The sequence below is a fragment of the Exiguobacterium sp. s50 genome (genome assembly GCF_018618175.1).
Taxonomy (GTDB): Bacteria; Bacillota; Bacilli; order Exiguobacteriales; family Exiguobacteriaceae; genus Exiguobacterium; species Exiguobacterium chiriqhucha.
Genome location: NZ_JACSLP010000003.1, coordinates 243,099 through 268,410 on the forward strand (window position 1 = coordinate 243,099; position 25,312 = coordinate 268,410).

Consider the following 25,312-nt stretch of genomic DNA (forward strand, 5'->3'; position numbering starts at 1 on the left):
TAAATCTAAGCACAAAAAAGGAAGATTGAACCGACTCGCATCGGGACAATCTTCCTTTTCTTTCGTCTTATTCAGTCTGTTCAATATGGTTCGTGAACGAATTTGAACGTTCGTTTTCCGGAAGACTTGGCACGGTATAGCGCCTCGTCCGCTTGTTTCAACAGCGTGACCAACGTCGTACGCTCATCACGTATGTATGTGACGATGCCAATACTCGTCGAGACTTGGTAACCTTCATCCCACCTACTTAACTCATCGATAATCTGAGTCGCGATGTGGCCCCATTCGTCTCGACCCGCGGCCTGTGAAAAGTGGAGAACGAACTCATCTCCGCCTAACCGAACCGCGAACGCATCACCTTGTTCGTTCACAATCGTTTGAAGCCTTGCCGCCACTTCTTGCAGGACGGTGTCCCCGATGTCGTGACCGTATCGATCGTTCACGCTTTTGAACCCGTCCAAGTCGAGGAAAAAGAGCGCACCGTGCGCGTTCAAGTCGTCTTCAAAGTACTTCGTCAAGTAGCGTCGATTGTACAGCTCCGTCAACATATCTCGCCATACAAAACGTTCTAGTTCCAAATAATACGAGAACAGCTTGACGATTCGTTGGAGTAACGCGATGTTTCTCGGATCCAACAGACTCGCCTCATCATTGACGGCACACAACGTGCCGAACTTTTCACCGTTCGTCAGTGAGATTGGGATGCCTAAATATGAGCGGATGTTCACATCGTTGAGTAGCCGCTCCACTTCCTCCACATCACAGTCTCGCTTGACGTCTTCATATCGCAACGGTCGATTGTTCTCGAAATCGATGCGACCGCAAACAGAATTGCTCAAATCTACGACCATGTTCTCCGTAATCTGAATCGATGATTTTTGATTGGACAGTTTCAAGATGACCTGTTGTGAATCCGTGAACGCCGTCAAATAAAACATTTGCTCGGGCAAAATTTCATTTGCGAGGTCAAGGACATCATTCGCCAGCTCGTCAAAGCTCTCATACATCTTCAATTCTTCAAATTGTGTGTTCATACACCCTTCCACCCCATCCCATTTTATGTACAGCCTATGGATTGAAAGGCTGTGCCTCTTTTTTCATCTTCCTTCATTTTACCATGGGAGGATTGAAAATAGAGACAGGCGTATGGACGAACGTTCAATTTGATCACTCGCTCCTTCGCTTTCGTTCATGCCTCCTCTACGACCTCGATGACGACGCCCGTCTCTCCGACTTTCCCCAAGTCGAGCACGGTCGGATCGTCGTATGCCAAGACGTGAAACTCTTGTTCGAACGTCCGAATCACATAATGCGATAGTTCGCCTCGGTACGTGTTGACTCGCTCAGTACCCATGTTCTCTGCGGCGAATCGTGTGAAGCGAGACGTCTTCAGTTTCACGATTGGGTAAGCATTGCGTAGTCCTTCTTCATGTATACTATGGTCTTCGATTGTCCCGAGAAACACCGCATATTGCTCAAAACGAATCAGGATGCGGTCACGTTCCGCGTCCCACGTCAGCAACATCGTCGGGTCATTTGCCCCGAAAAACGTCCACTCAAGTGGATAATAGGTGACACCTTTCATCTGAAACGATTCCGTCTCGAGCACATAATCTTCCGTCGTCATCAAAAAATCTAAATCAATCGCCATTCATACTTCCTCCAATCGATTGTTCTAATAAGCACTTACTGCCTTCATTCTCTACCGATAGAGATGATTATAATTCAAATCAGATTTACTCATTGCCCAAAATTCAAACAGCAGGGGCATGCGTTTTTAGAAACTAATCAAAAACGGAGCGCCCATCTCGGACGCTCCGTGCTTCGAATCAATAAAAGATAAACCACAGTGCCGCTGCCACTAAAAACAGGCCAGCCCCAATGAAGAGAATCTTCGCTAGTCTCTCATATACCATGTCTTCACCTCACCAACGCTGCGCCGACGACGAGCGAGACCCCAATCGAGAGCAGGAACGCCATCAGTCCGACGGCGATGTTCCCTTTCCCGATCTCCTCGTTCACTTTGAGCGACGGCGTCAAAAATTCGAATAGCCAATACGTCACCAACAAGAGCACGAAGCCGAAGCTCCCCCCGACCAACACATCCATCGTCTGGTCGTGGTGGCTCTCGACGACGCGGAAGATGTTGGCGAGACCGACGATTTTCCCGCCGGTCGCGAGTGCGACGGCGATGTTTCCTTTTTGAATCTCGCGCCAATTGCTGTAGGGCGTCGTCACCTCGAAGATGGCGAGACCGACGACAATCATGAGTCCGGCGATAGAATACAGGCCGAGCGATTCAAGCAATACGTTGACGTTCACATTCCCCATTGCCATGTTCCCCTCACTTCAGTTCGACGACCGTGACACCGAGTCCGCCTTCACCCATCCCACCGGGGCGCTGACTCTTCACGTGACGATGTCCTTTAAGATACTCCTGCGTCGCTTGGCGCATCGCCCCGGTCCCAAGACCGTGGATGATGCGGACGTTGTCGTACCCCGACACGAGTGCCTCGTCGATATATTTGTCGAGGCGGGAAAGTCCTTCTTCGACCCGAACGCCGCGCAAGTCGAGCTCCGACTTCGTCGAGCTCTGACGCTTGAGCGAGCTGCCTTTCGACTGGAGCGACTGCTCTTTCGAAGGCCCGATTTTTTGAAGGTCGTCCGCTTTGACGTTCACTTTCATAATCCCGACTTGGACGTTGTACTCATTATCGTTCAATTGCTTCACGATATAGCCCTTTTGGTTGAACGTCGTCACTTTCACTTCTTCGCCTTTACTGAACGTACGTTTCTGTTGCGCTTTTTGTTTCACTTTTTGAATCTTTTTATCTTGGAGCGTCGGTTTCGCCGATTCAAGCTGTTTCTTCGCGGCGATGATCTCGTGCTCTTTGACGATTCCTTCCTCACGAAGCTTCTTCAAGCGGTCGATGACTTCGTTCGCTTGGCGCTTCGCTTGTTCGACGGCCTTTTCGGCACGAGCCTCGGCTTCGCCGTACATCGTGTCGCGCTCACGCTCGAAATCGGTCAGCTTCGCTTCGAACGCAGCCTGTTCAGTTTCGAGGTCGTGGCGTTTGACAATCAATTCTTTCTCGAGCTGCTCGGCGCGATGCTTGGCCGCCTCGAGCTCATTGATCATCGATTCGACCGACTCGGCGTCGGTGCCGACATGGCTTCGCGCCTTGTCGATGACCTGTTCAGATAAGCCGAGACGTCGACTAATCTCGAACGCGTTCGAACGCCCCGGTACGCCGATCAATAGGCGGTACGTCGGGCTGAGCGATTCGATATCGAACTCCATCGAGGCGTTCATGACGCCTTCCCGGTTATAGGCGTACGCCTTCAGTTCCGAGTAGTGCGTCGTCGCCGCCACACGGGCGCCGCGACGTTTCACTTCGTCAAGGATGGCGATGGCAAGGGCCGCCCCTTCTTGCGGGTCGGTCCCGGCACCGAGCTCATCGAATAGGACGAGTGACATGAAGTCGATCTTGTCGAGCATGCTGACGATGTTCGTCATGTGCGAGCTGAACGTCGACAAGCTCTGCTCGATTGACTGCTCATCACCGATGTCGGCATAGATGGCGTCAAAGACGGACAGCTCCGTCCCGAATTCGGCCGGTACATAGAGACCTGACTGCACCATCAGTTGGAGCAACCCGAGCGTCTTGAGCGTGACCGTCTTCCCGCCTGTGTTCGGTCCCGTGATGACGAGCGATGTGAACGCCTCGCCGAGCTCGACCGTGATCGGCACGACCTCATCTTGCGGGATGAACGGATGACGCGCCTGTTTCAACTTGATTTCGCGTTCATCGTTCAGTTTCGGTTCCGTCGCTTTGAGCTGATGCCCGTAGGCGACTTTTGCGAACACAAAGTCGAGCGTGGCGAGCACGTCGAGGTTCGTCACGACCGAATCAGCGACACCGCCGACTAGGTCTGACAGTTCGCTCAAGATGCGGTCGATCTCGGCGCGCTCTTTCAAGCGGACTTCTTGAATCTCATTGTTGATCGAAACAATCGCCTGCGGCTCGATGAAGAGCGTCTGGCCTGATGCCGATTGGTCGTGGACAATCCCGCCGAACGCTTGGCGGTACTCCATCTTGACCGGGACGACATAGCGGTCGTTCCGAATCGTGACGATGGCGTCCGACAGCATCTTCGCGTTGTTGCGGAGGATGTTGTCAATCCGTGAACGAACGCTGCCTTCAAAGCTACGGAGCTGAGTCCGGAGGCCACGGAGACGGTCGCTCGCCGAATCTTGGACCGTGCCTTGGTCGTCGATGGCGTGACGGATCGTCTGTTCGACCTCGATCAGCTTCGTCAAGCGCTCGGCATACTCATCGAGGCGCGGGATACGGAGATCTTCATTGTCCTCGTGCAGCTTCTCGAAGAAGTTCTTCACTTGGCGCCCGCTGTACATGACGGCGGCGACGGCGAGCAGTTCGCTCGTCGAGAGGACCGAGCCGATGGCGGCACGCTTCACTTCACTGCGGACATCGGTCAGTCCGCCGAGCGGCAACCGGTCGCGGAGTCGGACGACCTCGGTCGCCTCGCGGGTGACGTTCAAGTTCGACAGTACCCGATCGTACGTATAGTCGGGCTGCATGTTGAGCGCCCGTTCTTTTCCGAGCGAGCTCGCGGCGTGGGCGGCGAGCTGCTGGCGGAGTTTTTCATATTCTAAAACGCGTAACGCGTGATCCATCTAGCATGTTCCTTTCTGTCGCTTCGCGTCGATGAACGCCTTGGCGTCCTCGAACGAGAGGCAGTTGATGATGTCTGACGGTTCGAGATAGGCTTTCCGGGCGTGCAGGACGCCGAGTGCCATATCTTCCATCATATCAGGGTGGTGCGTATCGGTGTTGATCATCAGTTTAACCCCGGCCGCCTTCGCTTTCTTCAGCGTCGAGGCAGTCAAATCGAGCCGGTTCGGGTTCGCGTTCAACTCGAGCGCCGTCCCCGTCTCTTTCGCGAGGGCGATCAAGCGCTCCTCGTCGATCGGATAACCGTCACGGCGCCCGATGAGGCGCCCGGTCGGATGGGCAATGACGTTGACGTACGGCGAGCGGCAGGCGTTCTCGAGCCGAGCCATAATCTCGTCGACGGATTGGTCCATCTTCGAGTGAATCGAGGCGACGACGTAGTCGAGCGTCGCCAAGAACTCAGGCTCATAGTCGAGCGTCCCGTCCGGGCGGATGTCCATCTCAACACCGCGCAGGACGTGCATGTCGTGTTTCTTGGCGGCAGCGAGAATCTCTTCCCCTTGCGCCTCGAGCCGTTCTTCGGTCAAGCCGTTGACGAACGACATGTATTTGCCGTGGTCGGTGATGGCAATCCACTCATAGCCGCGCGCTTTCATCGCCGCGACGAGCTCGTCGACCGTCAACTTCCCGTCCGACCAGACCGTGTGCATATGGGCGTCAGCCTTGATGTCGTCGAGCGTGACGAGCTTCGAGAGGTCGTGCTCGAACTCGAGGTTGCCTGCCCGGAGCTCCGGCGGGATGAACGGCAGTCCGTAACGTTCGAACAGCTCGGCTTCCGTCTCCGGTTGCCAGAGGCCGTCCGCCGTCTCGACGCCGTACTCAGAAATCGACTCACCTTTCGCTTTCGCGAGCTGGCGCATGCGCACGTTATGGTCTTTCGAGCCGGTGAAGTGATGGAGCGTCGCGGCGAAGGCGCCCGGTTCGACCATGCGGAAGTCGACCGACACCATCTCCTCGCGCTCGAGGACGAGCGACACTTTCGTCTCTCCGGCCGCGATCACCTCGTTGATGAACGGAAGGGCGAGCAACTTGTCACGGAGGGCGACAGGCTCTTCGGTCGCGATAATGAAGTCGAGGTCTTTACACGTCTCCTCGGCGCGGCGGAAACTGCCCCCGACTGAATGGCGTAAGACGAGCGGTTCAGCTTCGAGCACCGTTTCAATCTCTTCGACGACCGGGCGCATCATGGCGTATGCGAGACGCTCCGGGCGTGACTCGAGGTTCCGTGCCGCCGTGAGCAACTTCTCGACGCTCTTGGCACCGAAGCCCGGGAGGCTCGCAGCCGTACCGTCTTCTAATACGGTAATCAGTGTCTCGAGATCGACGACGCCGACTTCGCGGAGCTTGGCTAGCTTCTTGCCACCGAGCCCTTGGATTTTGAGCAGTTTCATGAGGCCGTATGGAATCTCTTCTTGGAGTGACTCGAGCGTTTCACTGCGGCCCGTGTCCCGCCACTCTTCGAGGACGGCGGCCGTCCCTTTGCCGATCCCGGAGATCGTCGTCAAATCCTCGATGTCCTCGAGTTCGAGTTCGGTGTTCTCGAGCGCCGTCGCGGCTTTACGGAAGGCATTGATTTTGAACGGGTTCTCCCCTTTAATCTCCATATATTGCGCGATTTTTTCTAGCAGCATCATCGCTTCGACTTTATTCATCGTGCTTCCCCCTTTTCCATACAGAAAAGGCCGAGACACAAGCACTAGCTTGCATTCCGGCCTGTCGTGTTACAACATCTTATTCGAGAACCATTCAGAGAGATATGGCGTGTCTTGAATGATGTACGTCGCGAGCGACGAGTTGTCGACGGCGCTCTGGACGCTTGCCATCGGTACGAACGCGATGACCCACAAAATGAAGAACGTGATCACGTACGCCTCGAAGAACCCGAGGACCGCTCCGATGATTCCTTTTAATTGACGCAAGATCGGTAAGTCCGTCAAGAAGTCGAGCATCGATAGGATGAGATGCAAGACGAGCTTCGTGATGACGAACAAGACGACGAACCAGAAGACGTTATAAAACGTCATCTCGAGTCCTGTCAGTGCGTTTAAATCGATGACACCTTCTGGAAGCGACCCATCGAGTTGCGACGGATATGGAATCCATAGCTTGAACGCTTCGGCGAGATCACGGTAGTATGCATTGGCGACGAGGAAGCTGATGATGAGCGCGACCCAATGGCCGAGCTGCAAAATCGCCCCGCGACGGAATCCGTTAATGATCCCGATGAACAAGAAAAACAGTATAAGTAGAGTAACCATAAAGTGATTTATTCTCCCGTATTTCGTTTAGTTTTGACGTGATCACTCGCGATTTGGATAGCGGCGAGCACCGCTGCCTGACGAGCGTCTAGATGAGGGGACTGTTCACGAATCTCACGGATCTTGCTATCGACCAGAAAGCCCACTTCCCTCACATGATCGGCCGGCTCTTCGCTGACGATCGTATAGTCTTGACCCGCGATATGAATCGTTGTTCGTTGTACCTGCACGCGTCACCCCTCCTTTACGTCTATTCAAAATTAATCATAACATCGTTTGTATATTAGGAAAAGAAGAAGGTCCCTCCCTTTTCCACTCCAACATTTTGTGATACCCTATTTCAAAGTTGTCAAACGTCAATCTTCGTTGAAAAATGAAAGATAGGGTGGCAACACGTCGCTAAATATGCGAAAATAGCAACAATTCAAACATTAAGAGAGGATGATTTATTTGAAATTACGTATTGGCCTTCTAGGTCGCATCATCATCGCTATCGCATTCGGGATTCTACTCGGTAGCATCGTACCAGAAAGCCAGAACTGGATTGTCCGGACATTTGTCACGTTCAACACAGTCTTTGGGCAGTTCTTAGGCTTTGCCATCCCACTAATCATTCTCGCTTTCATCATTCCAGGAATCGGGGAACTTGGAAAAGGCGCTGGGAAATTGGTCGGTTTGACGGCCGCCATCGCTTACATCTCCACAATCGTCGCCGGGACGCTCGCTTACTTCACGACTAGCACGTTGTTCCCGCAAATTTTGTCACGCAGCACGGCGTCTGCCGAAAACCCGGAAGAAGCTCTTTTGAAAAGCTTCATGGAGTTTGAGATCCCACCAGTATTCGGCGTCATGACGGCGCTCATTCTCGCCTTCGTCATCGGCATCGGGATTGCCGCCATCGAAAGCAAGCGCTCGCTCGATTTGGCCATGGATTTCCGCGATATCATTGAACTACTCATCAGCAAAGTCATCATTCCACTATTACCGATTCACATCGCCGGAATTTTCATGAACATGACGTACGCCGGACAAGTCGCTGAGATTCTCTCGGTGTTCTCGCTCGTCTTCGTCACGATCATCGTCCTTCACTTGACGATGCTCTTGATTCAATACTCAGTCGCAGGTGCTCTCAACAAAGAGAACCCGCTTCGTCTCTTGAAGACAATGATGCCGGCGTACTTCACAGCCATCGGGACACAGTCGTCAGCGGCGACAATCCCGGTTACACTTCGTCAGGCGAAAGCGAACAACACGGACGAAGGCGTCGCCAACTTCGTGGTGCCGCTCTGTGCGACCATCCACTTGTCAGGGTCGACAATCACGCTCACATCGGTCGGTGTCGCCCTCATGTATTTGAACGGCATGCCGATGTCATTCGCGATCGTGCTCCCGTTCATCCTCGCCCTCGGCGTCACGATGATCGCAGCACCAGGCGTTCCAGGTGGAGCCGTTATGGCCTCGCTCGGTTTGTTCGGTTCGATGCTCGGATTCAGCGAAACGATGCTCAGTCTTGTCATCGCCCTCTACTTGGCACAAGATAGCTTCGGTACGGCGACAAACGTCACGGGAGACGGCGCCATCGCCAAAATCGTCCACTACTTCAAACGCAACACAAAGATTTTGGATGACGCAAAAGAACGCGAGGAAATCGCGTAATCTCGTCTCTAATTTGATAGAATGAAAAAACGGGCAAGCCATCAGGTTTGCCCGTTTTGTATACATACGCTGAAAGGGTGTTCATATGGAACTGATTCGTTGGAACGACCTGTCCGGATTTGAAGAACGTGTCATGCCCTACCTGCTCGAACATGAGGCCGAGAACAGCTTGATGATTGGCGTGCTCGATGCCATCAAGCAAGGCCGATACGAGTCGTATCATCAACTGACCGTCGAAGATGACGGTGATGTGCTCGCAATCCTGCAAGTGACTCCGCCCCATCCGCTCAACTATGTGCTCGTGAAGCATGAGCGAGAGGATGACGTCCTTCGTCTGCTCGTGCCTGAACTGTTAAACGGGGATATCCCCTTCACCGAGGTCGTCTCGCAAGCCGATCTAGCGATGAATTTCTACACGCTCTGGTACATCCTGACGGCGCGAGAGCCGAAAGTCTTCATGGAGCAAGGTCTGTATCGTCTTGATCACGTCAACGACATCCCGCTGTCGGAAGGGTCGATGCGACGGGCTACCGAGGACGATGAGGCATTCCTCGTGAAGGCGTATAACGCGTTCGAAAAGGATACCGGTTTACCGGTCTCGTCGAAGGCAAACGCGACACAAAAAATTGCGACGATGCTCGAGAATCAAGAAGTGTACGTCTGGGAAGTCGACGGCAAGGTTGTCTCGTGCGCGAAGAAATCGCGCGAGACCGCGAACGGCGTCACTGTCTCGTTTGTCTACACGCCAAAAGCGTTGCGCAAGCGCGGCTATGCCCGCTCGCTCGTCGCCGAGCTGAGCCGGGAGCTCTTGACGTCGAAACAATATTGTACGCTCTATACGGATTTGAGCAACCCGACATCGAACAAGATTTACAAAGAAGTCGGTTATGAAAGAATCTTCACTTCGGCGTGGATTCGATTGCCTAGCTGATTTGATGCGCCTCCCCTATACTGTAGGTGGAGGCGATTTTTGATGAACAGATTATTCGGTTGGTGGCTCCGTATCCCGCGCCGGGTACGGTTGACCGCCTTGACGGTCGTCACGCTCGCTGTGCTCGGCTATATGGTGTTTCTTGGAGGCCGGAGCATGCTCGACGACCCGAACTGGGACACGCTCTGGCTGAGCGTCATCGGCGCCGCCCTGCTGACCTTTATCGCGTACAAGGCAACAAAAAAGTGATCGACGCGTTCGTCGATCACTTTTTGTATAGGCTTAGAAGAATGAAGCCGGGTTGACCGTGTTACCTGCGCTCGAAGATGAGTACGAGTAGCCGCCACGGTGGATCTCGAAGTGCAAGTGCGAGCCAGTCGAGTTGCCTGTGCTACCCATGCCGCCGATGTGTTGACCTTGTGTCACACGTTGTCCAGCCGATACGGATACCGAGCTCATGTGTGCGTATACAGTCGTCCAAACCTGACCGTTCAAGACGTGCGTGATGATGACGTGGTTCCCGTAGGCGCCGCCCCATCCCGCAGTCGTAACCGTACCTGTTTGCGACGCACGAATCGGTGTGCCGACCGGTGCAGCCAAGTCGATTCCATTATGGAACGTGTAGCCGTTCGCACCGCTCGCCGCGCCCCATCCTTGTGAGAGACGACCGCCCGACGGACGTTGGAACATGCCGCCGCTTGCTGGTACTGAGGCTACCGCCGCTGCTGTCGGCGTGCTGACGGCATTCGAGTTTGAACTCTGTTGTTTCTTCGCAGCCGCTGCTGCCGCTGCCGCACGTTTGGCTTCTTCGGCCGCACGACGTTGTGCTTCCATTTCAGCTTTGATGGCTTTTTCTTGTGACTTGAGTGTTGACTCCATTTCTTGGAGGCTCACCAATTTCGATTCGAACTTCACTTTTTCAGCGTTGAGTTTCTTGATCTTCGCTGCGCGCTCTTTCATTTTCTTGTTGAGCGTCTTTTGACGTTGTTCGAGTTCTTCTTTTTGTTTCACGAGAGCGTCGCGCTCGGCTTTCAATTCAGCTTGCGCTTTCGCCAATTTCTCTTTTGTCGCTTGGTACTCTTCGAAGATTTGCTTGTCGTTCTCTTGGATCGTACCAGCTGTGATCATGCGTGTGAGCAAGTCACCGAAATCTTTCGAGCCGAAGATGAACTCTGCCCAGTCAATCGAGCCGCCGCCATTTTTTTGCATCGTGGCCATGCGCTCTTTCATGAGCTCTTCTTGCGCCTTCATTTTTGCTTCATATTGTTTAATCTGCTTTTGAAGGGCTGCAATTTTTTGTTGTGTCGCACGAATCTCAGCTTTCTTTTGCGCGACGTCGTTGATGACGTCTTGGAGTTCAGCATCTAACTTGTTGATTTCTTGCTGCTCTTTGCTGATCGCCTGTTCACGTTTTTTGATCGAGGCGTTCGCTTTGCTCTGTTCACTGTTATTCTGTTGTTGCTGCTGTTGCACCTTTTTCTGCTTGTCTGTAAGTGACGCTGCATAGCCAGGTGTCGTGCCGCTAATGAGAAGAGCTCCTAAAGTGACGGTTGCTGCAAGTTTCTTCAAGTTAACCAATGTGCTTCCCTCCGCTGAGTTCTCTGAATTTCTATATAATATAGATCGCATAAATTATAAATTAATAGGCGAAATTCGATATCGCTCTGAGACTCATTATAGCAATCTAAACCTAAAGTTATTTTACACTTATATTTCATTCCCATTACATTGACCTGTTTTAGGTTTTATCCGTTTAAAAATGGGGGTATAAAGGGCTTTTGCAATTTTGCTTGTCACACAAACGTTATAAATCAAAAAGAAAAGCACTTCATGAAAGCGCTTTTCAAATAACTACCTATACGATTTTTTTACCACCTTGGAGCGACAAACCCCGATCGTGACCGTTTATGACGCCCTTGTTTGAACAGCAGAAACCCGCCAATCAAGAGGATGCCACAGGCGGCACCAAAACTGTCGAGCAAGACGTCTTGGATGAGCGGCGTCCGCTCGGGCGTCAAACTTTGATGAAACTCATCGAAGATGGCGACCGTGTTCGCGAGCGCCCAGGCGAACAATAGTGTCAGCCCAGCATGGAGTCGCGTGCGCGACACCGCTTTGACGAGAAGTGCCCCGAGTGCGAAGAAGACGGTGAAGTGCGCCGCTTTCCGAATCAAGAACTCAATCAAGCCGGCACTCCCTTTCGTCTCGAGCGATACCGGTCCCCCGGCGTACTCGAAGTCGACGGTCGCGAGGATGGGCTCGGCCCATGTCCAATTGATGCGTTCGAGCGGTGAGACGATGCTTTGGTCCGAATACGGGGTCGCGCTCGAGAAGAATAAGCCGATCAGGATCAAACCGATCCATATAAATTCATTTTTCAATATGTACATGACACCTTTCCTTTCTACAACGAGTCTCATTATACGCCGTCCATCACGTTTCATTGTAACAACGACTTCATCATTTCATGACAATTTGATTGCGAACAACCGGTTCAAAGTCGTGTCTTGAAATCGCGATTGGTATAATGAAAAGAAAAAAGGGGGAATCAACATGATCTATCAATATGAAGCAGCCGACATGAGCGGCAGGCTCCAACCGCTATCCAAATACGAAGGTGACGTCCTATTAATCGTCAACACGGCGAGCAAATGCGGCTTCACCCCGCAACTCGACGGGCTCGAGAAATTATATGAACGTTATCAGGGCCAAGGGTTCCATATCCTCGGCTTCCCATGCAACCAGTTCGGCAATCAAGACCCGGGGTCGAACGAGGAAATCAGCGAGTTCTGTCAATTGAACTACGGCGTGACGTTCCCGATGTTCGCCAAAGTAGACGTGAACGGCAAAGACGCCCACCCGCTCTTCCAATACTTATCGAAAGAAGCACCAGGCCTGCTCGGTTCGAAGACAATCAAGTGGAACTTCACGAAGTTCCTCGTCGACCGGAACGGCAACGTCATCGAACGGTTCTCGCCGCAAACGACGCCGGATGAGATCGAGACGGCCGTCAAACGTCTCTTATAAGTAAAAGGATGGTCCGCCGCAATCCGGCAGGCCATCCTTTTTGTTAACGCGGTGTGATGAAGTTGATCGTGTAGAACGGGCTCGACTCCTCATTGTAGACGAGGCCGACCGACACGTGGGTGAAGCCATCTTTCAAGATGTTCTCCCGGTGGCCGAGCGAGTTCATCAATCCCCAGTGGGCATGAAAAACGCTCATCTGCCCCATCGCCAAGTTCTCGCCGGCGAGGGAGTACGCGATGCCGGCCTCGTTCATCCGCTCGAACGGATCGCGGCCTTCGGGATCCGTATGGCTGAAGAAGTTGTTCCGGGCCATGTTCTCACTATGGGCGCGGACGACCGGTAATAGCGGCTCATAGTCGGCGAGCGCCGACAGTCCGAACTTCTGGCGGTCCCAGTTCATGAGTATTCGCATCAACTGTTCGTTCGCGACGAGATTGTCTTCCGACACGTCACCGTAATAGCCCTCACTCGATTCCTCGACGTCCCGGTCGACGGTGAGCACGGCTTTCAGCTTGTCGTCGTCATGCTGATCGAAGAACAGCGTCACGTAGTCATCATCAATCGCATAGACGTTGAACGACGGGTCGTCCGGAATCAAATAGCGTTTCAATCCCTTATTGTATGACTTGACCTCATCGAAACCGATTTGCTCGACTTGTTGTCGCGTCGTCTCGCCCACGATGAGCCCTTCAAAGATACTGCCCGTCTCGAACTGATACTGGCCTTGCTTCGATCCGTCAGCATCGATCAACTCGAGGCTACGGTCGCCGCTCTTCTCGAGCAAGTACCAGTCGTGCCCAGCATATTGGCTCGTGAAGCGCGGGGCGTCGGTCGAGCGTTCTTGTTGCTCCTCCGCCACTTCCGTCGACTTCACTTGAATGCTCGTCGGCGCCGACACGTTCGGCACTTCAAATTTCCAAGCCGCATACATGCCGATCGCGAGCAATAAAATCACTAATTTACGAAACATCGCGTCTCCTTTCGAAAACTTACTCCTCTCGCTCACCGAACGCACGCAAGCGCGCCTTGATGTCAATGAGCATCTCCATATAAGCGATATACGTCGCTTCATCTATATTCAGCATACCACTCACTTTGAGCGGTACCTCCTCGGCCTGCTCACGCAGTGCGCTCCCGGACGGCGTGAGTGACAACAGGACACGGCGCTCGTCGTCGGTCGCCCGCACTTTCTCCACGTAATCGAGTTGCATGAGCCGCTTGACGAGCGGTGACAACGTGCCCGAATCGAGCGTGAGTCGTTCCCCGAGCTGTTTCAAATCGATATTGTCTTCTTCCCACAAGACGAGCATGACCAAGTACTGGCTATATGTCAGGTTTAACGGCGCCAAAATCGGGCGATATAATCTCGTAAGCTCTTTTGAAGCGGTATAGAGCTGAAAACAGATCTGATGCTCTAATGTTAACGAACTTTTCATAAAATTTCCTCCGGCTATAGTCTTAGGACAAGCATATCATTTGCTTATCTGTTTGACTGCCCTATAATTAGATTGTGCACAACTTAATTGCCCAAAAACGAAATGGAGGAATTGAATCATGAAACCATTATTCACAGCTTCTGCAACTGCAATTGGTGGCCGCGAAGGTCGCGTCACATCGACGGACGGCGTCATCGACTTGAACGTATCAATGCCTGGCTCAAAACACGCGGACGAAGCGACGAACCCGGAGCAACTCTTCGCAGCAGGTTACGCGGCATGTTTCGGTAGCGCCTTGAACCTCGTCATCGGCAAAGAACGTATTAAAACAGACGGCACGAACGTCACTGGACACGTGACGCTCAACCAAGACGATGAAGGTTTCTTCATCTCGGTCGAACTCGAAGTCGAAATCAAAGGTGTCGACCAAGCGATGGCGGAACGTCTCGTCGAAGCGGCACACCAAGTTTGCCCGTACTCAAAAGCGACACGCGGCAACGTCGACGTCAAGTTGACTGCTAAAGCAGCATAATCCGATGGCCCGCTTCCGAGCGGGCTTTTTTTTGCGTCTCCCTACTCTACAGAGTAGAATGAAGAAACGAACGATTCATCGAGAGGAGGCGGACGATGTTCAAAGGTAAACGCAAATATGTGACGATCGGCGTCGGGGTCGCATTCCTCTTCGCCGCTTTCTATAATGGTCTGACCATCCGAAACTACGCAGTCGAGTCCGACAAAATCGCATCGGGACAATCGTTCCGGGTCGTTCTGTTGTCCGATTTGCATGGCTACTCGTACGGGGACGACCAACGCGTCTTAATCGACAAGGTGCGGGAACAAGAACCAGACTTGATCGCCCTACCCGGCGATATTCTCGACCGCTTCCGCTCACCCGACGCCTCCTTCGAATTGATTGAAGGATTGCAAGGTATCGCGCCGATGTATTTCGTGACCGGTAACCATGAGATTGACGGCTCTGACGATTTCGTCCGTCATGACGTCAAAGACGTGTTCCGCTCCTATGGCGTGACGGTGCTCGAGAACGAGGTGGTCTCGGTCAACGTCAACGGCGTCGACATTCTCGTCGGCGGGCTCGAAGACCCGCTCCGAACGTACACCGAAAATATCCATGCGAGATGGGAAGAGACGGCGTTGACTTCGCTAGGCGATGTCGATACGGAGACGGCGTTCAGCCTATTGTTGTCACACCGGGCCGAACAAGTCGAGACATACGCCGCCCTACCGTTCGATCTCGTCCTATCGGGCCATGCCCACGGCGGTCAGGTACGCATCCCGTATCTATTGAACGGACTGTACGCGCCGGACCAGGGCTTCTTTCCGAAGTATGCCGGCGGTCTGTACGAGCACGAGTCGTTCACTCACGTCATCGGGCGCGGCTTCAACTATAGCGTCAGCGTACCACGTGTATTCAATCCACCGGAGATTGTCGTCATCGACGTCACTGGGACCGGGGCTCCTCAGTGAGCCCCTTTTCCTATTTTCCCCAAAACCCGGATTCGCATGCGTGTGAAACGGGTAGAGTACTCTTGTTGTAACTTACCTGTTTTCAAAAAAAGGAGGAAGTGAACATATGCGTGCTGTAACCTATCAAGGAGCAAAGAACATCGAGGTCAAGGACGTGAAAGACCCGGAGATTGAGAATCGGGAAGAGATTATTGTCAAAATCACCTCAACGGCCATCTGCGGATCAGATTTGCACATCTACTTAGGCAATATGCCGACGCGACACGGCTACGTCATCGGCCACGAGCCGATGGGCATCGTCGAGGAAGTCGGACCGGATGTCACGAAAGTGAAAAAAGGCGACCGAGTCGTCTTGCCGTTCAACGTCTCATGCGGCCATTGTTTCTATTGCGAGAACGAGATGGAAAGTCAGTGTGACAATTCGAACCACGCCCCCCATACGGACGCGGGCGGCTACTTTGGATTCACCGAGCAATTCGGGAACCATCCTGGGGGGCAGGCCGAGTATTTGAAAGTACCATATGGAAACTTCATGCCGCTCGTCATCCCGGAGTCGTGCGAACTCGATGACGAGGCGCTCCTCTTCCTCTCCGACGTCATCCCTACGGCGTGGTGGAGTTTGGACAGTTCCGGGATGAAAGCCGGCGACACGGTCGTCGTCCTCGGCTCAGGGCCCGTTGGCCTGATGACCCAAAAGCTCGCCTGGGTGCGCGGGGCGAAACGCGTCATCGCCGTCGACCCGGAATTGTATCGCTTGAACCGTGCCAAACTGTCAAACAACGTTGAGACCGTCCTCATGAAAGACCCGGTCGACACGGGCAAATACATTCATGAGATCACGAACGGCGGGGCCGACGTCGTCATCGACTGTGTCGGCTTCGACGGCAAGATGTCCCCGATCGAGAAAGTCGAGCAAAAGTTGATGGTCCAAGGCGGCACGCTCAGCGCCATCAAAGTCGCCAAAGAAGCGGTCCGGAAGTTCGGGACGGTCCAATTGACCGGGATATATGCGATGAACTATAACCAGTTCCCACTCGGCGACTTCTTCACCCGCAACGTCAGCATCCGGACGGGACAAGCACCGGTCATCCACTACATGCCCGAGCTGTTCCAGATGATCGTCGACAAGAAGTTCGATCCGACCGACATCATCACGCACCGCTTGCCGCTTGAACAGGCGGCCGACGCATACAAAATCTTTAACGATCATTTGGACGACTGCGTCAAAGTCGTCTTGAAGCCATAACAAAAGCGGTCCCCGACTTCTGTCAGGGACCGCTTCTTCGTTTACCAAATCGTTCGATTCTCACAACATTGCGCTTCCCGTTCGATTTGAACGGTTGAACGCTCGAACGTGGCGAATTGACGGATTCGTTCCGTCACATCATGCAAGACGCGCTGGTCGTCCGTATCCGCCTCGATTAAGACGTGACACGTGACAGCGAGTTCGTTCGATGAAATCGACCAGACGTGCAAGTCATGGACTTCTTTGACACCGTCGATACCTCCGAGCTCCCGTTGCATCGCCACAACGTCGACTTGATCCGGTGTCCCTTCCATCAAGATATGAATCGCCTCCCGCGTCACCCGATAGCCGCTGACCAAGATGAGCACGGCGACGAACAGGCTCGCGATCGGATCGGCGAGCGTCCAGCCGAACGCCATAATCAACACGGCCGCCGTGATGGCCCCGACCGAGCCGAGCAAATCGCCGAACACGTGCAACAGCGCACTGCGGACGTTCAAGTTGTCACGCTCGCCCCGCATGAGCAGCCACGCCGCAATCATGTTGACGAGCAGCCCGATGATGGCGACCGTAAGCATGCCGCCGCTTAAAATCTCTGGCGGTGCGAACAAGCGTTGATACGCCTCGATGATGACATAGATGGAAATGACGAGCAACGTCAAGCCGTTGACGAACGCCGCCAAAATCTCGAAGCGTCGATAGCCGAACGTCCGCTCTGGCGTCGCTTGCCGTGCTCCGAACCGGACAGCGAGGAAACTGAGCCCGAGTGCCGCCGCGTCGCTAAGCATATGCCCCGCGTCCGACAAGAGCGCCAAACTGTTCGTCCATAATCCGCCGATGACTTCGACGACCATGAACGTCGCAATCAGGACGAACGACCAGAATAATGCCCGTTGGTTCGTCGTATGATGATGGTGATGGTCGTGCCCGTGATGATCGTGATGTGCGCCCATTGTTTCTCCCCCTCTCTCTATATAGTCTATACCTTCCACCTCAAACATTCAAACGTTCATTTGAATGAATACATAAAAACAATCGCCGAAAGGGATGTCCTCTCGACGATTGTCGTTATTTCTGTTCGAGCCGGACCCGCATGACGCCGTCATAGGGGAACAACTTCAACTGGCGAGTCTCACCTTCATACCAACTGCCGGCGTTTTGACTGCTCGTCGCCGTCACATCAGGCGTCGCGACCGCTTGGCGGTCCCAGTCGATCGCCCGCACTTGTTGGTCACGTACCATCAAGAAGAAGCCGTCATAGAAATGGTATTCGTTCACTTGGTCACGCTGGACCGCTTTCGGGGTACCGAGCGTGGCCCGGACACTGTCGATGTCTTGGCCGAGCACTTCGATTGTCGCCGCATCCGCCGTCGGGACGACGGTCTTCCATGCCGCGGTCACATCGTCATCGGAAATGCTCGTCGCTTCTCCCGTCACTTGTGCTTCCGTCACCCATCCGGTCGTCCGCTCATTCAATTGGAGCTTGACAAAACCGCTGACGGCCTCGAGTTGTTCGAACCGGTCACCGAGGTCGGCCTCATAAATGACCGTCACCCGGTCGTCGGCGAACACTTTCGTATAAGGTGCCGCGATATAGACGTACGTTCCCGCTGACTCGTCGGCCTCTGCTTCCGGCTCATCTCCTTCTGTCGCCTCTGATTCATTATTGACCGACTCGGTCGCGATGTCGTCCGTCTCCGGCAACGCCGAGTTCTTCGTGTCCATGAGGGCCGCGAAGGCGATGACGCCGACGAGTGAAGCAATCAATGCGATGACCGTCGCCGTTTGCCATAACCGCTTCCGTTTCCGTGATGCGGCCCGTGATGCCCGAACTTCTTCTTTCATGTGATTCCACCCCTATTTGTTTCGTCTATTCTGTTCGGATTCGGCAAGGGGGATGCCGTTTCCTGCCTCGTCGAAGAAAATATGCGGTTCGCTCGTCAATGTCTCAAGCGTCTGGAGCGTCGCGTCAACGTCGACCGGCTTTGTATCTCCGGACTCGAGCACGCGCACCGTCTCCCCGAGCTCGATCGTCCGGTCCGTCAAGCGGTGGAACGTCCGGTCATGCGAGATAAGAATCAATCCGCCTCGATACACTTCGAGCGCGGCCTCGATTTGCTCCCGTGTGGCCACGTCCAAATAGTTCGTCGGCTCATCGAGGGCGAGCAGGTCCGCGTCCGAGAAGTACAAGATGAGGAAGGCGATGCGGCACTTCTCACCCATGCTCGCCTCTCGGATTGGCTTATACACCTCATCGCGGCGGAACAAGAAATGGGCGAGCAGCGTCCGCGCCTCCGTCTCGGTGATGTCACTTTCGGCCAGGAGCGCCTCGAGCAACGTTCCTTCGGCCGGCAATCGGGCGAGCGTCTGTGAGAAGTAACCGATTTTCAGTTTCGGATGACGCTTGATGTCCCCGGTCTCCGGTGCGAGTTCGCCGATCAATAGTTTCAACAGCGTCGTCTTCCCGCTCCCGTTCGGCCCGACGATGGAGATGCGGTCACCCCGGTTCACCGTGAGCGAGAGTCGTTCAAAGAGGGGTTCGTCGTAACCGAACGAGATGTCGTCGACCGCAATCCACGTCTTCGCCTCGAGTGGGTCGACTTGGAAGCGGACCGAGATGTGGGCCGCATCTTTCGGACGCTCAGGTCGCGTCCCTTCGAGCTGTTCGAGTTTACGTTCCCGGGCCTTCATCTTGATGGCAAGGTTCGCCGCGCCTTTTTGAGCGCCTGGACTTCGCACGCTCGCCGTCGCTTTCGCTTTCAAATGCCAGCCCTTATATTGGGCGATCATATCGAGCAGCTCCGACTTCCGCGCCATATAGCGGGCATGGGCTCGCTGGTCGCGTACCCGTTCCTCGGCCTTCTGATGTTTATACGCCGTGTAGTTGCCCGGATAGCGGACGATGGTCCCCTCATGCAGCTCGAGGATGACCGTCGCAACGTCATCGATGAATTGACGATCGTGGGAGATGGCGAGCACTGTCCCCGAAAACTCGTCCACCCAACGTGTCAGCCACTCGATTGAGTCCAAATCGAGATGGTTCGTCGGCTCGTCGAGCAGGACGATGTCGACGTGTCGCATCGTGAGACGGGCGAGTTGGACCCGTGTCTGTTCACCGCCGCTCAACTCGCGGAGTCGGCTCGAGTCATGTCCGTCAAGACCAAGTCGTTTGAGGGCTTGTCTCGCCTCAAGTTCGAGCGCGAAGGCGTCAACCGCGAGTGCCTCGTCATACGCTTCGAGCACGCGCGCCGAATCACCTGATGTGACGGCAAGGTAGAGATTGTAGCGCGCCAAGTCGCCTTGCATGACGTAGTCGAGCGCGGTCTCTTCTCCATCAAACACCGTCTGTTCGACGACACCGATCGTGCCCAAGACGTCAATCAAACCTGACTGTGGGGCCAGTTCACCTATGAGCAGCTTGAATAGCGTCGTCTTGCCGGACCCGTTCTGGCCGAACAAGACGGCCCGTTCGCCTGCAGCGACGTCGAACGAGACGTTGTCGAATAAGGGTTGCCGGTCGTGGTCGAACCGGACTTGCTTCATACTTAACATATTGTTTCACCTCGCTAGTTTGTCCGATACGCGATGAAACAAAAAACACCATCCGCAACGTGCGGTGGTGTGAAGAGATCCGGTCAAGCGGAAAGAAGGGTCACCCCTTAGCCTGAAATTGGACACACTTCACCCGTGACTGTTCGTGCGAACAGTGATGATTCGTTTCATCAGTTGAGTGAGTGTGACTTTTTCATGGCACGCGGTACCTTCCTTTCCTAAGTTACTGTCACCGTACCAAATTGAAAGCGGATTCGCAAGAGCCGGACCACAATCTCCCATTTTTTCTACACCTTCCGGCGGATGCGGGGTCGTCGGTCGAGCGGTATGATTAAACCATCTTAGATGATGAGGTGACTGTTATGCGATTACGAAACCTGCTCGTCCCGAGCGCCGTCCTGGCGAGCGTCGGTACGTTCTTATATACCCGATTGAAACGAAGACTGCCTCGACCGGCTTTTAAAGTCCCGACGGTCAAACCGGACCTCGCCACGTTCGATGAGACGATGGTCAGTGCCACTTGGGTCGGCCATTCGACCGTGCTCATCCATTGGTACGGATTGAAAATTTTGACGGATCCGGTGTTCTCGAAGCGGATTGGCGTCCACGTCGGGCCGGTCACGTTCGGGATGAAACGTCATACCGCCCCTGCCCTCTCGATTGAGGAGATCGGGCACGTCGACGTCATCCTGCTCAGCCACGCCCATATGGACCACTTCGACCATAAGAGTCTGAAACGACTGATCACCCGCGACACGGTCGTCATCTCGGCCCCGGGCACGAGCAAGCTGTTACGTAAATACCCGAGTCTGCAGACGCTCGAGATGCATCCGCACGACAAGCTGACGCTCGCGAACGGGCTTCACGTCCAAGCCATCCCCGTCGCCCACTGGGGCAATCGTTTCCCGTGGGACAAACATATGGGCTATAACGGCTACGTCTTGAAATATAAAGGCGTCCGCATGTTGTTCGCCGGGGATACGGCGTTCACCGAGTCGTTCAACGGGCTCGCGAACAAAGAACCGATCGACCTCGCTTTCTTCCCAATCGGTGCCTATCAACCGGAGTCGTTCGAGGAAGCCCACTGCACGCCGGAACAAGCATGGACGATGTTCAAACAGAGCGGCGCGAAGCGTTTCTTCCCGATGCATTGGGACACGTTCGTCTTATCCTACGAATCCGTCGAGGAGCCGTATGAGCGACTCGTCGCCGCTGCCAAGCTCGAACGTGACCAAATCGTGATCAAGTCTCACGGCGAAAGCATTCGGCTGTAGCTTTCGCTTTCACTTCCGTGCGATTTTCGGTAACGTAAGAGGTGAGAGGGAGGGAATCAATATGGAATGGACAACACTCAACAATGATGTGAAACTGCCGATGCTCGGGCTCGGCGTGTACAAAGTGGAAGACGGGGCAGTCACGGTCGATACGGTCAAAGCAGCGCTTGACGCGGGCTATCGATTGATCGACACGGCCGCTATCTATCAGAATGAGGAGAGCGTCGGCCAAGCGATTCGCGAATCCGGCGTCCCGAGGGAAGACATCTTCGTGACGACGAAACTGTGGAACGAGTTCCACGGCTATGACGAGGCGCTCCAAGCGTTCCAAGACAGCCTCGACCGGCTCGGTCTCGAGTACGTCGACTTGTTCTTGATTCACTGGCCGATGCCGCGCTTCGGTAAATTCGTCGAGACATATAAAGCGCTCGAACAGTTGTATGAGGAAGGCAAGGTACGGGCCATCGGGGTCTCGAACTTCGAGGTCAGCCACCTCGAACAGATCATCCAGTCGTGCTCGATCGTCCCGGCAGTGAACCAAGTCGAGATCCACCCATACTTGTCCCAAAAAGAGTTGATCGCGTTCTGCCAGCGGTACGATATTCAAATCCAGGCGTGGAGCCCGCTCATGAAAGGGCGCGAGGCGCTTGAGGATCCGGTCATCGCCGAGATTGCGACCGAGCACGGGAAATCACCGGCTCAAGTCATCCTGCGTTGGCACTTACAGAACGGTGTCGCCGTCATCCCGAAATCGGTCACGCCGAGTCGAATTCGTGAGAATATAGAGGTGTTCGACTTCACGTTGACGAAAGAAGAGATGCACGCGATCGACGGACTCAACCGAAACGAGCGGACCGGGTCTGACCCGAACGAGATGCACAAAATCCACTACTGAGGAGAGATTTGACATGTTCAAAAAACTAGCTTCTGATTTGACGGGCTTCAGCGATATCGGTGAAGTCATCGACCCGAAAGATTTCGATAAGGCGGATTCGGACGATTACGTCCTCCATGAGGACAACGAGAAGATTTACTTCTTAATCAAGTCGAAATCGGACGAGTACTGCTTCACGAACTTGGCGATGATTCACCTCGACGGGACGAGCGCGATGAGTTCGAAACGCGTCTTGTATCGCTATCCATACGCCCACTTCCCATTGAATAACGTCATGTTCGAGACGGCCGGCACGGTCGACATGGACGTCGAGATCAAATTCACCATCGGCGACAAGCCGTATTCGATTGACGTGAACAAGAAACAAATCGAGCATGTGAAAGACTTGTACAAATCGCTCCTCGCCATCGCCGAGAAACAACGCGAAGGCCGGAAGATGATGGAGTATGCCAACGCCTCGCTCACGCATTCGGTGTCGATTTTGAGCGGGCTTCGTCAAGGCGATATGAATGTCGCCTCGACGTTCAAGGAATTGAATGAACAGAGCTTCGACTGGCTTAAAGGTCACTACCACGAGTGGAACCGCAAAGATTTCGGTGACGTGTTCGAGAAGTACATCAACAACTAATGAAAAATGGCCCACGATTCAGACGAATCGTAGGCCATTTTTATTTACTTTCATCAATCAACTGTTCGGCGAGCCGTTGGAACAAGTGGCTCATATGGACGGCCGAGGCGATGGCGAGCGACTGTTGGATGCCGTTCGTCTCGTTCGTGCGCACGTTGGCGAGAAGCGTCTCGGCTTGTTCCTCGAACGCCTGCATGTTCTGTTCTTTCTGAACCTGGTACGCGTCATAGAAGTCCTCGAGCGAGAAGCCCTCGTCCGACTCGTTCAGCGGCCGGAGCGTCTCTTTGATGTCATTGATCGAGAGCAATCCTTTCATCTCGTAAATCAGGCTGAGCAACATCAAGTGCTCGTTCGTGTACTTCTTGTTTTTGACGGGATGGAACAGCTTACCTTTGGCGTAGTTGTTGATCATCGTCTTCGTCAAAATCGTCTCGTCGTCACTCCGTTTCATCTTGCCGTAATGTTGCTCGAACAGCTGGATGACTTGGTCCATATATAAGTCAATCGTCGGGAGCACCTGCTTCGGCAACGTCCCTTCCGTCTCTACAATTTCATGCGGTTTCATCGAATCACCTCCCCTTCAGTATACGGACAAACCGGATTTGTCGAAACAAAAACCTTGTCGTTCTGACGTATACAGCTTATCATGTAGTTATGGATACTACATGACGTGATAAGGAGTGTTTTACATGAATTCGATTTTTCGGGAACCGATTAACGCACTGACCCACTTGGCCGGTGCCGTGCTCGCGTTCGTCGCGTTGATTGCGATGACGGTGAAAGCGTCACTGCTCGGCGAGCCGCTCGCCATTATGGCTGCGATTTTGTTTGGCATTAGCCTCGTCTTTCTCTATTTGTCGTCCGGTCTGTACCATAGCATCATCGCCTCACCGAACGTCATCGCCTTCTTCCGGAGAATCGATCATGCGATGATTTACGCCTTGATTGCCGGGACGTACGCCCCGCTCACGTTGCTTGCGCTCGAAGGGCCGACGCGTTGGGTGTTGTTCGGCACCGTCCACGCGCTCGCCTTGTTCGGGATCATCTTCAAGCTCGTCTGGTTCCACGCACCACGCTTCTTGTCGACAGCGCTCTATATCGGCATGGGCTGGTTATCGGTGTTCTTCATCGGACCGCTTCATGACGTCATCGGCAACGCCGGCATCTTCTGGCTCATCCTCGGTGGCGTCATGTACACGATTGGCGGGCTCATCTACGGCTTCAAGCCGAAGTTCGTCAACTGGCGCGGTTGGGGCTTCCACGAGGTGTTCCATTTGTTCATCTTGTTCGGCAGTTTCGCCCATTTCGTCTGCGTGTTCTGGTACGTTTTCTAAGTCCTCCTTGCGAGGGCTTTTTTCGTGAGCACATTCATTTACTTCGATTTCAAGACATCCTACACTGACTGTAGGAGGGATTAAATATGAAAATTGAAGTTTGGTCAGACTATGTCTGTCCGTTCTGTTATATCGGCAAGCGCCGTCTAGAAGAAGCGCTCGAACAGTTCCCGCACGCGGACAACGTCGAAGTGGAGTTCAAGAGCTTCGAGCTCGACCCGAACGCACCGACGTCGGACTCGCGTTCGATTTACGAAGCACTCGCGAAGAAATACAACATGCCGCTCGATCAGGCGAAAGGCACAACGGCCCAAGTCGCCGCCCAGGCCCGCACCGTCGGACTTGAGTACGATTTCGACAACATGGTCGTCACGGGTACACTTGACTCACACCGGTTGACGCACTATGCGAAGACGGTCGGAAAAGAGAAAGAATTGTCAGAAGCGCTCCTTAAGGCGTATTTCGTCGACGCGAAACATATCGGCGACCACGACGTCCTCGTCGAGATCGCAACAAGTGTCGGACTCGATGCCGACGCCGTGAAAGACGTGCTCGCTTCAGACGTATACACAGAAGACGTCCGCGCTGAAGAGAAGCGCGCGAGCGACCTCGGCATCACCGGTGTCCCGTTCTTCGTCTTCGATAATAAATATGGCGTCTCTGGCGCCCAGCCGACCGAGGCGTTCACGCAAGTGCTCGAGAAGACGTGGGCCGAATCGGCACCGACGCTTCAAGTGCTCTCGGGTGGCGCGACGTGCACGGACGATAACTGCGATATTTGATGTGAAACGAATAAAAGCAAAGCATTCGCCCATATTTGGACGAATGCTTTT

At 53.9% G+C, this 25,312-nt stretch carries 27 protein-coding genes; 12 read left to right on the plus strand and 15 right to left on the minus strand.

Features of this window, described 5'->3' with window-relative positions; genetic code table 11:
* Positions 1–80: 80 nt before the first annotated feature.
* The 7 genes from KNP68_RS05720 to zapA form a co-directional block, all read right to left on the minus strand.
* The gene (locus KNP68_RS05720; protein ID WP_131471038.1) at positions 81–1,034 is read right to left on the minus strand and encodes a sensor domain-containing diguanylate cyclase; all 954 of its coding nucleotides are present in this window, start codon (positions 1,032–1,034) and stop codon (positions 81–83) included.
* Between the two features lie 155 nt (positions 1,035–1,189).
* Positions 1,190–1,651: a hypothetical protein gene (locus KNP68_RS05725; protein ID WP_131471037.1), complete on the minus strand. Its 462-nt coding sequence runs from the start codon at positions 1,649–1,651 to the stop codon at positions 1,190–1,192.
* Between the two features lie 269 nt (positions 1,652–1,920).
* A complete protein-coding gene (locus tag KNP68_RS05730; RefSeq protein ID WP_214755714.1) occupies positions 1,921–2,337 on the minus strand; it encodes a DUF350 domain-containing protein in 417 nt (138 codons plus the stop codon).
* Between the two features lie 7 nt (positions 2,338–2,344).
* Complete coding sequence (locus KNP68_RS05735; RefSeq protein ID WP_131471036.1) at positions 2,345–4,699, minus strand: endonuclease MutS2; 2,355 nt, start codon at positions 4,697–4,699, stop codon at positions 2,345–2,347.
* Positions 4,700–6,409 (minus strand): DNA polymerase/3'-5' exonuclease PolX, encoded by a 1,710-nt coding sequence (gene polX, locus KNP68_RS05740; protein ID WP_131471035.1) that lies wholly within the window; start codon positions 6,407–6,409, stop codon positions 4,700–4,702.
* A gap of 69 nt (positions 6,410–6,478) precedes the next feature.
* Positions 6,479–7,015: a CvpA family protein gene (locus KNP68_RS05745; RefSeq protein ID WP_021066786.1), complete on the minus strand. Its 537-nt coding sequence runs from the start codon at positions 7,013–7,015 to the stop codon at positions 6,479–6,481.
* 8 nt (positions 7,016–7,023) lie between these two features.
* Complete coding sequence (gene zapA / locus KNP68_RS15170; protein WP_021066785.1) at positions 7,024–7,245, minus strand: cell division protein ZapA; 222 nt, start codon at positions 7,243–7,245, stop codon at positions 7,024–7,026.
* Between the two features lie 211 nt (positions 7,246–7,456).
* Here zapA and KNP68_RS05755 point away from each other — a divergent pair, with 211 nt between their 5' ends.
* The 3 genes from KNP68_RS05755 to KNP68_RS05765 all read left to right on the plus strand — a co-directional run bounded on the left by KNP68_RS05755 (position 7,457) and on the right by KNP68_RS05765 (position 9,851).
* Positions 7,457–8,671, plus strand: a complete 1,215-nt coding sequence (locus tag KNP68_RS05755) for a dicarboxylate/amino acid:cation symporter (protein ID WP_131471034.1) — start codon at positions 7,457–7,459, stop codon at positions 8,669–8,671.
* Between the two features lie 85 nt (positions 8,672–8,756).
* A complete protein-coding gene (locus KNP68_RS05760) occupies positions 8,757–9,602 on the plus strand; it encodes a GNAT family N-acetyltransferase (RefSeq protein WP_131471033.1) in 846 nt (281 codons plus the stop codon).
* Between the two features lie 42 nt (positions 9,603–9,644).
* Positions 9,645–9,851, plus strand: a complete 207-nt coding sequence (locus KNP68_RS05765; RefSeq protein WP_021066782.1) for a hypothetical protein — start codon at positions 9,645–9,647, stop codon at positions 9,849–9,851.
* Positions 9,852–9,884: 33 nt separating this feature from the next.
* Here KNP68_RS05765 and KNP68_RS05770 read toward each other — a convergent pair whose 3' ends face one another.
* Complete coding sequence (locus KNP68_RS05770) at positions 9,885–11,180, minus strand: murein hydrolase activator EnvC family protein (protein WP_251131464.1); 1,296 nt, start codon at positions 11,178–11,180, stop codon at positions 9,885–9,887.
* A 290-nt stretch (positions 11,181–11,470) separates the two neighbouring features.
* Entirely contained in the window at positions 11,471–11,992 is a 522-nt protein-coding gene (locus KNP68_RS05775; RefSeq protein ID WP_131471031.1) for a VanZ family protein, read from the minus strand.
* 163 nt (positions 11,993–12,155) lie between these two features.
* Here KNP68_RS05775 and KNP68_RS05780 point away from each other — a divergent pair, with 163 nt between their 5' ends.
* The gene (locus KNP68_RS05780; protein WP_131471030.1) at positions 12,156–12,629 is read left to right on the plus strand and encodes a glutathione peroxidase; all 474 of its coding nucleotides are present in this window, start codon (positions 12,156–12,158) and stop codon (positions 12,627–12,629) included.
* 43 nt (positions 12,630–12,672) lie between these two features.
* On the opposite strand, the gene KNP68_RS05785 is transcribed toward KNP68_RS05780, so the two are convergent.
* Positions 12,673–13,599, minus strand: a complete 927-nt coding sequence (locus KNP68_RS05785) for a CAP domain-containing protein (protein ID WP_131471029.1) — start codon at positions 13,597–13,599, stop codon at positions 12,673–12,675.
* Between the two features lie 19 nt (positions 13,600–13,618).
* Positions 13,619–14,065, minus strand: a complete 447-nt coding sequence (locus KNP68_RS05790) for a MarR family winged helix-turn-helix transcriptional regulator (RefSeq protein ID WP_214707998.1) — start codon at positions 14,063–14,065, stop codon at positions 13,619–13,621.
* Positions 14,066–14,183: 118 nt separating this feature from the next.
* Here KNP68_RS05790 and KNP68_RS05795 point away from each other — a divergent pair, with 118 nt between their 5' ends.
* From KNP68_RS05795 to KNP68_RS05805, 3 genes are all read left to right on the plus strand, one after another.
* On the plus strand, positions 14,184–14,597 hold the full coding sequence (locus KNP68_RS05795) for an organic hydroperoxide resistance protein (RefSeq protein WP_214799010.1): 414 nt from the start codon (positions 14,184–14,186) through the stop codon (positions 14,595–14,597).
* A 95-nt stretch (positions 14,598–14,692) separates the two neighbouring features.
* Positions 14,693–15,550, plus strand: a complete 858-nt coding sequence (locus tag KNP68_RS05800; protein ID WP_029595904.1) for a metallophosphoesterase — start codon at positions 14,693–14,695, stop codon at positions 15,548–15,550.
* Positions 15,551–15,656: 106 nt separating this feature from the next.
* Positions 15,657–16,796 carry a zinc-dependent alcohol dehydrogenase gene (locus KNP68_RS05805; RefSeq protein WP_029595905.1) on the plus strand — a complete coding sequence of 380 codons (1,140 nt, stop codon included), beginning with the start codon at positions 15,657–15,659 and terminating at the stop codon, positions 16,794–16,796.
* Between the two features lie 41 nt (positions 16,797–16,837).
* On the opposite strand, the gene KNP68_RS05810 is transcribed toward KNP68_RS05805, so the two are convergent.
* The 3 genes from KNP68_RS05810 to abc-f form a co-directional block, all read right to left on the minus strand.
* Positions 16,838–17,749 (minus strand): cation diffusion facilitator family transporter, encoded by a 912-nt coding sequence (locus KNP68_RS05810; RefSeq protein ID WP_214799012.1) that lies wholly within the window; start codon positions 17,747–17,749, stop codon positions 16,838–16,840.
* A gap of 115 nt (positions 17,750–17,864) precedes the next feature.
* Positions 17,865–18,641, minus strand: a complete 777-nt coding sequence (locus KNP68_RS05815) for a hypothetical protein (RefSeq protein WP_131471026.1) — start codon at positions 18,639–18,641, stop codon at positions 17,865–17,867.
* Between the two features lie 12 nt (positions 18,642–18,653).
* On the minus strand, positions 18,654–20,348 hold the full coding sequence (abc-f, locus tag KNP68_RS05820; RefSeq protein ID WP_214799014.1) for a ribosomal protection-like ABC-F family protein: 1,695 nt from the start codon (positions 20,346–20,348) through the stop codon (positions 18,654–18,656).
* A gap of 362 nt (positions 20,349–20,710) precedes the next feature.
* Here abc-f and KNP68_RS05825 point away from each other — a divergent pair, with 362 nt between their 5' ends.
* The 3 genes from KNP68_RS05825 to KNP68_RS05835 all read left to right on the plus strand — a co-directional run bounded on the left by KNP68_RS05825 (position 20,711) and on the right by KNP68_RS05835 (position 23,145).
* Positions 20,711–21,622, plus strand: coding sequence for an MBL fold metallo-hydrolase (locus KNP68_RS05825; protein WP_214799016.1), 912 nt, complete (start codon positions 20,711–20,713; stop codon positions 21,620–21,622).
* Between the two features lie 61 nt (positions 21,623–21,683).
* Positions 21,684–22,517 (plus strand): aldo/keto reductase, encoded by an 834-nt coding sequence (locus KNP68_RS05830; RefSeq protein ID WP_214755705.1) that lies wholly within the window; start codon positions 21,684–21,686, stop codon positions 22,515–22,517.
* Between the two features lie 13 nt (positions 22,518–22,530).
* Complete coding sequence (locus KNP68_RS05835) at positions 22,531–23,145, plus strand: PH domain-containing protein (protein WP_021066768.1); 615 nt, start codon at positions 22,531–22,533, stop codon at positions 23,143–23,145.
* A gap of 40 nt (positions 23,146–23,185) precedes the next feature.
* Here the strand turns inward: KNP68_RS05835 and KNP68_RS05840 are convergent, their stop codons facing one another.
* Entirely contained in the window at positions 23,186–23,710 is a 525-nt protein-coding gene (locus KNP68_RS05840; protein WP_214799018.1) for a DUF1836 domain-containing protein, read from the minus strand.
* A gap of 124 nt (positions 23,711–23,834) precedes the next feature.
* Here KNP68_RS05840 and trhA point away from each other — a divergent pair, with 124 nt between their 5' ends.
* Both trhA and KNP68_RS05850 read left to right on the plus strand, forming a co-directional pair.
* A complete protein-coding gene (gene trhA / locus KNP68_RS05845; RefSeq protein ID WP_029595912.1) occupies positions 23,835–24,479 on the plus strand; it encodes a PAQR family membrane homeostasis protein TrhA in 645 nt (214 codons plus the stop codon).
* Between the two features lie 86 nt (positions 24,480–24,565).
* Positions 24,566–25,261, plus strand: coding sequence for a DsbA family oxidoreductase (locus KNP68_RS05850; RefSeq protein WP_214799020.1), 696 nt, complete (start codon positions 24,566–24,568; stop codon positions 25,259–25,261).
* Positions 25,262–25,312: the final 51 nt, after the last annotated feature.